The sequence below is a fragment of the Parabacteroides caecihominis genome (assembly GCF_023656785.1).
GTDB classification, from domain to species: Bacteria; Bacteroidota; Bacteroidia; order Bacteroidales; family Tannerellaceae; genus Parabacteroides; species Parabacteroides segnis.
Map to the genome: position 1 here is coordinate 1 of NZ_JAMOKS010000023.1, position 11,974 is coordinate 11,974.

The window sequence follows — 11,974 nt, forward strand, 5'->3', positions numbered from 1 at the left end:
ACCTAGTCCTATGTGAACTACGTTAATAATGCCACTAGTATTGATATTTTGAAAAACTTAGTTTGGCAAAATATACAGGTAAATCGATCTGATAGTTTGCTGTTGGATTGTCTTCTTTGGATACTTCTAAGATATTAATGTTATTGTTGATTTTTAGAAAAAAAACGCTAATTGTCTGTTATGGTATAAAAACGCTAAAAAACTCCTGTCATCTGTATTGAGGGAGATACTATACATCTAAAAAGTCTATATAGAATTGTCTAACTTTTTATTTCTGGTTGATTATGAGGTACAATAGTAGCTAATAGAGGAGATAGAAGGATCGTTCCTTTTAACCTAATCCGTGAATAGTTTTTTTATTCAAGTTTTAATCGTTAATTAATTAAGTTATGAATAATTACACAAAGAAAGTTGCCTGCATGGCCATTCCTTTGTTTTGTCTTAATTTGACCATGGCGGCTGAAAGCAATCTTTCAGACCTTGATATCCGGAAAGCCGTAGCAATAGAGGAAGCTGCATCGGTAAATCAGAATACCCGCAAAGTGACTGGTGTCGTTAAAGATGAAAACGGGGAGCCGGTAATTGGCGCCAGTGTTGTTGAAGTAGGCACAACGAATGGTATTATGACAGATATGGACGGAAAATTTGAATTGTCCGTCAATGCTAACGGTTCATTACAAGTCTCTTATGTAGGTTTTGTAACCCAGACTATAAAACCTGGAAATAAAAACAATATTCAAATCATATTACAGGAAGATAACCAGGCATTGGACGAAGTGGTGGTTGTCGCTTTCGGTAAAAGTACGAAAGAGGCCTTCACCGGTTCTGCCGGTATAATGAAATCGGACGACCTTTTGAAAGCACAGGTTAGTAATCCGGCTCAGGCTTTGGCAGGGCGTGTAGCCGGTGTACAGCTAAGCAATTCATCTTCACAACCGGGTAGTTCGCCTTCTATTACAATTCGTGGTTTCGGTTCAATCTCTTCAGATACAGAACCTTTGATCGTTGTTGACGGTATGCCTTTCGATGGTGACCTGAACCTGATAAACTCGAACGATATCGAGTCGATGACCGTATTGAAAGATGCAGCATCTAATGCTTTGTATGGTGCCCGTGGTGCCAATGGTGTTATCATGATTACTACAAAGAAAGGTAAGAATGGTGATGCAAAAGTATCAGTGGATGCCAAATGGGGGGCTAACTCGAATGGTCTCCAGAATTATAAAACGACAAACGCCCAGCAGTTCTACGAAACTTATTACAAGATGTTGTATAACTATTATATAACTGAACCGGGCGGTTCTATGTCGGCAACAGATGCTCATGCTTTGGCAAATCAACATCTGACAAATTCATCCAGTGGTGTCGGTCCGGGTTATATGATATATACGGTTCCTGAAGGACAAGACTTTATTCAACAGGGTGGCATAATGAATCCGGGAGCGACTATGGGAGCACTTTATGATTATAATGGTCAGAAATTCTGGTTGCAGGCCGATGACTGGGAAGAGATCGGGTTGCAGAACGGCTTCCGTCAAGAGTATAACGTATCGGTATCCGGTGCTTCCGAGCGTATAAACTATTATACCTCTATAGGATATTTGGATCAGGACGGTATCCAGGAAGGGTCCATGCAAAAACGTTTAACTGCACGTGCAAAATTGGATTACCAAGCAAAGAAATGGTTGAAAGTCGGTGCAAACTTCAACTATACAAAATATAATTACAGCCAGACGTCCGAAGGTACGATCGGTACTGGAACCATCTGGAGTACAATAAAGAGCCAGGCTCCTATTTACCCTGTTTATCTCCGGGATGCGAACAAGAATATTATGATCGACCAATGGGGAGAGAAAATGTATGACTTTGCACAAGCTTATGATCTGACTCGTGCAGGCGGTGTAGGAGGTAACTGTATCTTCTCTAACAAATACCGTTCGGATGAAACAACTGGTAATTCTTTTATTGCCAGTGGTTATGCAGATATTAATCTGACTCAGGATCTGACATTCACGTTTAATGCCAATGCATATGATTATGATCGTCGTTATACCTATGCAACCAGTCCTTTTGTCGATTACTATACCAGTTCTTCTGATAATGGTTACCTCTCGAAAGCATCTTACCGTACTTTCACTTATAATACGCAACAGTTATTGAATTATAACAAGCAGTTCGGTAAACATGATGTCGGAGCAATGGTCGGTCATGAATATTATAATTACAAATATGAATCATTGAGTGCTTCCGGACGTAATTTCGGAATCGATGGAACACGTGAACTGGCTACTCTTTTGAATTTGAATAATAATCCGTACTCTTATTCAAATTCCTATAATAATGAAGGTTACTTCTTCCGCGCCATGTATAACTACGATGCGAAGTACTTCGGTTCGGTATCTTATCGTCGTGATGCTTCTTCACGTTTCGCGAAAGAACACCGTTGGGGTAACTTCTGGTCGGTCGGCGGAGCTTGGCTTATTTCAAAAGAGGCTTTCTTCAATGCTCCCTGGGTAAACTCCCTGAAGTTGAAAGCGTCTGTCGGATCGCAGGGTAATGACAATATCGGTGATTATTTGTATGCCGATTCTTACAAAGTGGTAAATAATGATGATCAGGCTGCTTACCAGTGGCGTCAGAAAGGTTCCGGTGATATTACCTGGGAAACCAATACAAACTGGAATATAGGAACAGAATTTGATCTTTTCGGCGGACGCCTAAGTGGTAGCTTGGATTATTTCTATCGGAAAACCAGTGATATGTTGTTTTCTTTGAATACACCTCCCTCTATTGGTTACACTAGTTATTTCGTTAACTTGGGTGATATGCGTAATGCCGGTCTTGAACTGGTTTTACAGGGTACCCTGATCAGTAATAAGGATTTCAAATGGGATGTTAACTTCAATATTTCTCATGTAAAGAATAAAGTATTGACTTTACCGGATGCAATCAAAACAACAAAAGTAGACGGACATAACGGTTATGTCAATCTGGATAAATCGTTTGTATCCAAATACAAATATTTTGTGGCAGAAGGTCTTTCACTGTATACTTGGTACTTGCCTAAATTTGCCGGTCTGGATCCTGAAACAGGAGAATCTTTATTCTATAAAGATATTCTTGATGAGGCAGGAAATGTCACAGGACAAGAAACAACCAAGGATGCAAGTCAGGCAACCGATTATCTGATTGGTGATGCTCTTCCTTCTTTCTATGGTGGTTTGGGTACTTCATTATCCTATCGTGGTTTTGACTTCTCTATCAACTTGAACTATCAGTTGGGGGGAAAGGCTTACGACTATACTTATCAGACATTGATGCACACAAGTACCACTACGTCTACAACCTGGCATAAGGACATCTTAAATGCCTGGTCACCGGAAAATACAGGTTCAAGTGTTCCGCGTTTACAGTTTGCAGAAAAGTATTCACAGAATCCGCGTTCAGACCGCTTCATAACCAATGCAAGCTATCTGAATATCCAGAACATCAACTTGGGATATACATTGCCTTCCAGTCTGACACAGAAGTATAATATCCAGAATATACGTGTTTATTTCTCGGGTGAAAACCTGTTCTATTTCTCGGCACGGCAGGGATTCGATCCTCGATATACATTGAAAGGATATAGTAATCCGGAACTTTATTCTCCGATACGTACTATCTCGGGTGGTATTTCATTGACATTCTAAACACTAAAAAGAAAACATCATGAAGAAATATAAGATTTTATTGGCTACTGCGGCTCTTTTGGGGCTAAGTAGCTGTATCGAAGAAACATTGCCGACAGAATATGTGCTGAATGACCAAATTCAAGCATCGGAATCGGCTTTACAGGGGATGGTCAACTCTATTTATACTTCGATGGGCGGGTATATAAATGATGACGGTGGCATAGAAATGATTTCGTATGGTAGTATGCGTGCCATGCTTGAACATAGTACGACCCAGTTTGTTTGTTCTGGTGCGAATGGGTATAACACCATGGGAGCTTATTGCTATGGAGCGATCAGTGCTACAGGTTCCAATCGAGGATTGTATCCTTCTTATCTCTACTATTCTTATATTAAGAATGTAAACGACATTATCGGGATGATCGATGTAAACGATTTGGATGATACGAAAAAGGGATATTTGGGCGTCAGCTATGCTTACCGTGCACTTTATTATTTGGACTTGGTTCAGATTATGGAATACAAGAAACCAACCGATAGCCGTTACAGTTATGTAAGTCCTGAAAATGACTTGACGAATCTGGGGGTGCCTATCGTAACAGAGAAGACAACATCGGAAGAGGCTTCCAACAACCCGCGTGCAACAGTGGATGCAGCCTACGATTTGATATTGAGTGACCTGCAACAGGCAGAAACATATCTGAACGGATATACCCGTACTGATAAAACCCAGCCGAACCTGGCGGTTGTGTATGGTTTGTATGCCCGTACATATGCTAATCTGGCTTCTCGTGTGAAAACATCCGCTACCTATAAAGACGAAGCATCCTATTGGCAGAAATCCGGTGAATATGCAGATAAGGCTATTTCTGTAGCCGGTTGTACTCCATTGACAGAAGCAGAGTGGACTGACCCGGTTAATGGTTTTAACAATCGTAACTCTCAGAATTCATGGATGTGGGCGACTTCTATTTCCGAAGGTAACACCACTGCTGCTACGGGAAACAATCAGTCATTCTCTTTTGCTATGATCTTCGGAACAGAAACGACTTTCAGTGTGTATGGTTGGCGTGTCGGTCGTTCACTCGATCGTAAATGGTACGAACGCCTTTCGGACAACGACTTCCGTAAGAAATCATGGTTGGATCCCAGCTTTTTCTATGAATCGAAAAATCAGAAAGAGGGTGAGCCGTATTTGGTGGAGAGAGATGCTGATGGTAAGTTCATTAATAACAAATGGGCATTGAACGATGTAAGTACAAGTACTACTCAAAGTGATTGGAGTGATGATTATTCTGGATTCGGTCCTGATAAATATCAATATAAGTACAACAGTTCTGCCTCATGGATTCGTTCACGTATCAATTCGTCTAATGGTTTCCAGTCGTGGCCGTGGTTATATGTAAATATGAAATTCCGTCCGCATAACGGAGACTATCGTACTCATACCGTCGGCGGTGCAGTCGATTATCCGATTATGCGTATTGAGGAAATGTATTTCTTGAAAGCTGAAGCGGCACTTCATACATCAGGGGTACCTGCAGCAGCGAAAGTATTAGAGGATATCGTGAAAACACGTAACTCCGCTTATACCTGTACGGCTACTACTGCCGATACATTCCTGGATGAATATGTTTTCCAGAAAGGTATCGAGTTCTGGGGTGAGGGAATTAATTATTTTGATGCTAAACGTTTGGAAGTTGGTATCCACCGTGCTTACAAAGGTTCCAACTGTGAACGTTATCAGCACTGTATTGATATGGATGGTGCCTATGTAGGTTGGACTCCGGGCTGGAACCAGGCTGAATTGAATGCCAATCCTGCCATCTTCCATTATAATAATCCGTATACGAATCCGACGACTTATTATGTATTTAAGTCTAATGATGAGCTTAGGCCGTATTATGGTACCGAAATCACTGAATAAGAAGGGTTATTTGAAATAGTAGAAAGGTATGTCGCGGTTGTCGGCATACCTTTTTTGTTGATGAACCTTTTTGATAATGGCCTCCTTTTGAATAATTACTTACCTAAGCAGACTTTAAAGATTACCTAACTACCATTTGTCCCGTAAATTACAATATCCATCTTGTTTGTCATCTGTCGAACGCTTGTTCGACTGCTTTCTAATAAGCGTTTGACTGTTATCAAACAAGCGTACGATAAATGAAAAACAAAAAAGAATAAGGCATAACGCGGCTAAGAGGTCGTTGTTTGGGGATTATAATAAAGTATGCTGACGGATTGTTTGTCGAATGATGCAGGTAAATAAAAAAGCGCTCCTGTGTGGGAAGCGCTTTTCTGTTTGAATTATCCTTGTTCCTTTGTGCGGTAGGCCAGTGCGTACATTCGCATTTGCTTGACCATAGCCACCAGGCCGTTTGAGCGGGTAGGGGAAAGGTGCTCCTTCAATCCGATCTGCTCAATGAAATAAAGATCGGTATCCAGGATCTCCTGCGGAGTATGGCCGGACAGGACGTTGATCAGTAAGGATACGATACCTTTTACAATCACAGCATCGCTTTCGCCTTTGAATATAATTTTGCCGTCCTCGTAGTCTGCCTGAAGCCATACACGGCTCTGGCAACCTTCGATCAGGTTACTTTCTGTTTTATACTTTTCTTCCAGCGGGGGAAGTGAGTTGCCTAAATCGATCAGCAACGCATACTTGTCCATCCAGTCGTCGAAGGCTGAGAACTCTTCAATAACATTATCCTGAAGTTCGTTGATAGTCATCGTTTGTATTATTTCTTTTGTCGGTTATATATTACTTCCAGAACCGTTTGCCCTACCGCTTTAAGGGTTTCGCGGTCGATATTTTCCATATTGTCCTTTTGTGTATGCCAGTACCAACCGAAACCGCTTTTGCTGTCAGGGTCGTAGTTGATAATGTCGATACAAGGGATATTGCGTCCTTTGATCACATATTCGTGATCGTCGGTGATGGCGCCGCCTGTCGCATTGATGAAATACCTGCCGTATCCGAGGTTGCGTGCCGTGCTCCATACCATTTCCACAATGTTGCCAGCCTTGCTCAATGAAGTCTGTTCCTTGAAGAAAGTGGCGTTTTTAGCTCCGACCATATCCAGCAGGATACCGAAGTCGGCGCGGTAATTGGGTACGTGCGGATTCTTTGCCCAGAACTGGGTACCCAGGCACCAGGTGTCGGGTTTATAATCGTCTACAAACTCCGGTGTACCGTAATCTTCAGCATCAAAGAAGATGATGTCGATACCTACTCCGGGATCTTTTTGCCCGATCTGCCGGGCTATTTCAAGCAAAGCTCCTACACCGCTGGCTCCGTCGTCGGCTCCGTCGATCGCTTTACGATGATTAGCCGGGTCGGGATCGTGGTCGGAATAAGGACGCGAATCCCAATGGGCGAAGAGCAGGATACGTTTATCGTTTTCCGGGTTGAAAGAGCCGATGATGTTTTTGGCTTCCAGTCCGGTATTGTCGTAGGCGGTAAGCATGGCTTCCTGTTCGTATACTTTGGCCCCGAAACGTTTCAGTTCGGAGGCGAGATAGTTGCCGCATGCTTTATGGGCATCGGTGTTCGGTACGCGCGGGCCGAATTTAACCTGGTTTTCAACATAAACATAGGCGCTGTCGGCATTGAAAGAAGGCGTTGTTGTCATTGGCGTCTGGCTGACTGTCGTTACTTCCTGTTGCTGGTTCTTTGCCTGGCTACAGGCGAGCAATGAAAAAGCAAATAGAGCTATATACAAAACGTGCATCATATCTGTTAGTATTTCTTTATTATCATCCGTTATAGGCCGACTGCACACGTGACATGACACGCAGCAGGTTGCCTCCCCATATCTTTGCAATATCATTCTCTTTGTAGCCGTCTTTCAGAAGGCGCAGGGTGATATTGATAAGTTCGTTACTTGCCCGGCATCCGATCAGTTCGCCGTCGCCGTCGAAATCGGAGCCGATGCCCACATGGTTGATACCGATCAGGTCCACTATATGATTAATGTGGCGTATGGCATCGGTAAGCGATGCTTTTTCAGCATCTTCATTGATGAAGCCTTTATAAAGGCATACTTGTACTACGCCTTGTTTTTCGGCCAGTGCTTTCAGTTGCTCATCTGTCAGATTGCGCGGATGGTTGCACAGAGCGCGTGCCGAAGAATGTGAAGCGATGATCGGTTGTGTACTGACTTCCAATGCGTCGTAGAAGGTACTTTCGGCAGCGTGCGACACATCTACCAAGATGCCCAACCGGTTCATTTCGGCAACCACTTCTTTTCCGAAAGGACTTAGTCCGCCCCATTCGGCATCTCCGCGGGCAGAGTCGCATATGTCGTTGCTCCCGTTGTGGCAAAGCGTGATATAGCTGACGCCCAGTTCTTTGAAACGGGCTATGTTTCGAATGTCTTTACCTATGGCATAACCGTTTTCCAGACCCAGCATGATCGCTTTCTTGCCGGCATCTTTCGTTACCCATACTTCCTGTGAAGTCCGGGCGATGTTCATTCTGCCGCGGTTAATTTCCATTTGGCGATGAATTTCGTTCAGCCGGTTCATGGCAAAATCGGTTGCCTGCTGCAATGATTCGTCATCCCGTTTGCCTTGCGGGATATAAGCGACCATGATCGCAGCGTCGACCATTCCTTCTTCCATCAGCGGCAGGTTTACTTTGCCTCCCTCTTTCAGCCCGATATTGAACTGGCCGGGGAAGATCATCGGTGTGTCCGTATGGGAATCGAGTATGACGTTCCGGCTATGGATGCGTTTGGCTTCCTTGAACAGGCGGGCCGTTTCTACATGATGCCTGAACAGTTCGAGCATAAGTTCGTCGTCGTTGGCTGCCATTGCTTCGGGATGCCATTGCACGCTGAAGATCTCTTTTTCGGGATGCTCCATGGCCTCGTTGATACCATCCGGGGCAACTGCCGTTTCTTTAAATTCGGGTGCGATATCTTTGACTGCCTGATGATGGAAAGAGTTGACGAATATATCCGGTTCTTTCTTTAACAGATCGAACAGGCGCGAAGAAGTATCGGTGATCCGTACGGAATGGGAAGCCTGTTCGCGCGGCATCGTCTGGCTGTGCTTGAACAACCTGGCTTCGTGTTGCGAATGGATATCCTGGTACACGGAACCGCCGAAGACTACGTTGATAAGCTGGTGGCCGCGGCAAATACCCATGACAGGTAACTGGCGGTTAGTTGCCAGCCTGAGCAAGATCAGGTCGAACTCGTCGCGGAAAGTATCCACGTCCTGTAATTGCGGAACGGGTTCCTCCCCGACATAAAGCGGGTTGATATCTCCGCCGCCGCTCATCAGCAGTCCGTCCAGTCCGGATACGATTGCCGTAAGTGCTTCCATATCCGTAATGACAGGGATCAGCACCGGTGCGCCTCCTGCTTTCACTACGGATTGCACATAGGTATCGGCTATACAGGAAAGTCCGTCTTTCCGGTTTGAAGATATTCCTATGCGGGGAGGCTGAAGTTTTTCTTTTTTCGGACTGAAATTGTCAACTTCCCTGAATAAGGCTTCTAAACTCGGACGACGGACTTGCATAATTGAAAATTATAAATTGAAAATTGAATATTAATATATTGAAAATGAGAGTTGAAGTGATTGTTTAATTTTCAATTCTCAATTTTCAATTAACTATGCGTCAATATTTGCGTAAGTTGCATTCTCTTCGATAAACTCGCGGCGCGGACCTACTTCTTCACCCATTAACATGGCAAAGATCTGGTCTGCTTCTGCTGCGCTGTCGATCGTGATCTGCTTCAACGTACGGTTTTCAGGATTCATGGTCGTATCCCATAACTGGTGGTCGTTCATTTCTCCCAAACCTTTGTATCGTTGTGTATGGATCTGGTTCTCGTTACCTCCACCATATTTATCGATGAATGCCTGGCGTTGTTGTTCAGTCCAGCAGTATTCTTCGACTTTGCCTTTCTTACAGAGGTAAAGGGGAGGAGTCGCCAGATAAACATATCCGTTTTCGATCAGGGCACGCATTCTGCGGAAGAAGAAAGTAAGAATCAATGTGGCAATGTGGCTTCCGTCCACGTCGGCATCGGTCATGATGATTACCTTGTGGTAGCGGAGCTTGCTCAGATTCAATTCCTTCGGATCTTCCTCTGTACCAATAGTAACACCCATTGCACGGAAGATGTTCTGGATTTCTTCACTTTCGAATACTTTGTGGTCCATTGCCTTTTCTACGTTCAGGATCTTACCACGAAGCGGCAGGATAGCCTGAAATACACGGTCGCGGCCCTGTTTAGCCGTACCGCCTGCCGAGTCCCCTTCGACCAGGAATAATTCGCAGATTGCAGCGTCTTTCGAAGAACAGTCGGCCAGTTTACCGGGCAGACCGCCACCAGTCATCGGCGATTTGCGCTGAACCAGTTCACGTGCTTTACGTGCAGCCTGACGTGCTTGTGCTGCCAGAACAACCTTTTCTACAATTATTTTGGCTTCTTTCGGATGCTCTTCCAGATAGTAAGTAAGTGCTTCTCCGATGGCCTGGTCTACGGCACCGGTCACTTCACTGTTACCCAGTTTTGTTTTTGTCTGTCCTTCAAACTGCGGTTCGGCCACTTTGATAGAGATAACGGCTGTCAGACCTTCGCGGAAGTCATCGCCCTGGATCTCTACTTTTGCTTTTTCCAGCAACTTGGAGTCTTCAGCATATTTCTTCAGTGTACGTGTCAGACCACGACGGAAACCGGCGAGGTGCGTACCACCTTCAATCGTATTAATATCATTTACATAGGAGAACACGCTTTCGTTGAAAGATGTGTTGTATGTCATGGCTACTTCAACAGGAATACCCTGCTTTTCTGTAACGATATGGATAACGTCAGGAATCAGGGATTCTTTGGAACGGTCTACGTAACGGACGAACTCTTTCAATCCTTCTTCCGAGCGAAATACTTCCGACTTATAAGAACCGTCTTCTTTCGTTACACGCTTGTCCGTCAATGTCAGGCTGATACCTGCATTCAGGAAAGCAAGTTCGCGTAAGCGGGTAGCCAATATATCGTATTTGTATTCAGTAACAGTAAAGATACTGCCGTCCGGTTTGAAAGAGATAGTCGTTCCGGTCGTATCGGCTGTACCGACAACTTCTACACCGTGCAACGGTTTACCACAAGAGAATTCCTGCATATGGATTTTACCTTCACGGCGGACTTCTGCTTTCAGGTAAGTGGAAAGTGCGTTTACGCAGGAAACACCCACACCGTGCAGACCTCCGGATACCTTATAGGTACCTTTGTCAAATTTACCACCGGCGTGTAGAACGGTTAATACTACTTCCAGGGCAGATTTGCCTTCTTTCTCATGAATACCTACCGGTATGCCACGGCCGTCGTCTGTTACTGTGATAGAGTTATCTTCGTTTATAACTACGTCGATCTGGGAACAAAATCCGGCTAGTGCTTCGTCAATAGAGTTGTCAACAACTTCATACACCAGATGGTGCAGACCTTTTTCGCTAGTGTCGCCAATGTACATGGACGGCCTTTTTCGTACTGCTTCTAACCCTTCAAGTACCTGAATACTGTCCGCAGAGTATTCTCCGGAAGTATTCTTCATTTCTTCACTCATGAGTTTCTATCCTTTAAAATCACTAAATTTCTATATATCTAAAAATGCTAACAAATGTAGTGAAAATAATTGACTTAGATGGTACAAATGTAGTGAAAATAGCAAAAAAAGCAGGGTGGAGAAAGTGTGATGGGAGGTATAAAAACAAAGCAGTCGGATCACAATTGATCCGACTGCTTCTGTAAAGTAGCCCATAGGGGAATCGAACCCCTCTTTCAAGAATGAAAATCTTGCGTCCTAACCGATAGACGAATGGGCCATCTGGGTTAAAAAAGCCGGGCGTTAAAGTCCGGCTCATACTATATAAGTATAACCTATTCCTTATGCAAGTTTGTTAACGTGCTTTGTCAATTTGGATTTCAGGTTGCCAGCTTTATTCTTGTGAATAACGTTTTTCTTAGCAAGCTTATCCAACATAGAGCACACCTTCGGTAACAGAGCCTGAGCTTCGTTTTTGTCTTCAGTAGCACGCAAAACACGCATTGCATTTCTAGCAGTTTTTGCATGATATCTGTTCTGCAAACGTCTTGCGTTAGTCTGTCTGATCCTTTTGATTGATGACTTGTGATTTGCCATTTCTTAGCTATTCTTTATTGAATTTTTTAATCTTGTTTATTGTAGCCCATAGGGGAATCGAACCCCTCTTTCAAGAATGAAAATCTTGCGTCCTAACCGATAGACGAATGGGCCATCATGTCAAAGTTCTCACTTTCAGC

Annotated in this window: 7 protein-coding genes and 2 tRNA genes; 2 read left to right on the forward strand and 7 right to left on the reverse strand. The window is 43.9% G+C overall.

Going from position 1 to position 11,974, the window contains the following annotated elements; translation table 11 throughout:
- Positions 1–389 precede the first annotated feature (389 nt).
- Both NBH14_RS18315 and NBH14_RS18320 read left to right on the forward strand, forming a co-directional pair.
- A complete protein-coding gene (locus tag NBH14_RS18315) occupies positions 390–3,692 on the forward strand; it encodes a SusC/RagA family TonB-linked outer membrane protein (protein WP_186959856.1) in 3,303 nt (1,100 codons plus the stop codon).
- Positions 3,693–3,711: 19 nt separating this feature from the next.
- Positions 3,712–5,601 (forward strand): RagB/SusD family nutrient uptake outer membrane protein, encoded by a 1,890-nt coding sequence (locus NBH14_RS18320; RefSeq protein ID WP_186959855.1) that lies wholly within the window; start codon positions 3,712–3,714, stop codon positions 5,599–5,601.
- A 383-nt stretch (positions 5,602–5,984) separates the two neighbouring features.
- Here NBH14_RS18320 and NBH14_RS18325 read toward each other — a convergent pair whose 3' ends face one another.
- The 7 genes from NBH14_RS18325 to NBH14_RS18355 all read right to left on the reverse strand — a co-directional run bounded on the left by NBH14_RS18325 (position 5,985) and on the right by NBH14_RS18355 (position 11,948).
- Positions 5,985–6,410 carry a SufE family protein gene (locus tag NBH14_RS18325; RefSeq protein WP_010801855.1) on the reverse strand — a complete coding sequence of 142 codons (426 nt, stop codon included), beginning with the start codon at positions 6,408–6,410 and terminating at the stop codon, positions 5,985–5,987.
- 8 nt (positions 6,411–6,418) lie between these two features.
- Positions 6,419–7,414, reverse strand: coding sequence for a M20 family metallopeptidase (locus NBH14_RS18330; protein WP_436277967.1), 996 nt, complete (start codon positions 7,412–7,414; stop codon positions 6,419–6,421).
- A 22-nt stretch (positions 7,415–7,436) separates the two neighbouring features.
- Positions 7,437–9,209, reverse strand: coding sequence for a membrane dipeptidase (locus tag NBH14_RS18335; RefSeq protein WP_186959854.1), 1,773 nt, complete (start codon positions 9,207–9,209; stop codon positions 7,437–7,439).
- A gap of 93 nt (positions 9,210–9,302) precedes the next feature.
- The gene (gene gyrB, locus NBH14_RS18340; RefSeq protein ID WP_186959853.1) at positions 9,303–11,258 is read right to left on the reverse strand and encodes a DNA topoisomerase (ATP-hydrolyzing) subunit B; all 1,956 of its coding nucleotides are present in this window, start codon (positions 11,256–11,258) and stop codon (positions 9,303–9,305) included.
- Positions 11,259–11,445: 187 nt separating this feature from the next.
- A tRNA-Glu gene (locus NBH14_RS18345) sits at positions 11,446–11,517 on the reverse strand.
- Positions 11,518–11,579: 62 nt separating this feature from the next.
- Positions 11,580–11,834: a 30S ribosomal protein S20 gene (rpsT, locus tag NBH14_RS18350; RefSeq protein ID WP_007655189.1), complete on the reverse strand. Its 255-nt coding sequence runs from the start codon at positions 11,832–11,834 to the stop codon at positions 11,580–11,582.
- Between the two features lie 42 nt (positions 11,835–11,876).
- Positions 11,877–11,948: transfer RNA gene (locus NBH14_RS18355), tRNA-Glu, on the reverse strand.
- Positions 11,949–11,974: the final 26 nt, after the last annotated feature.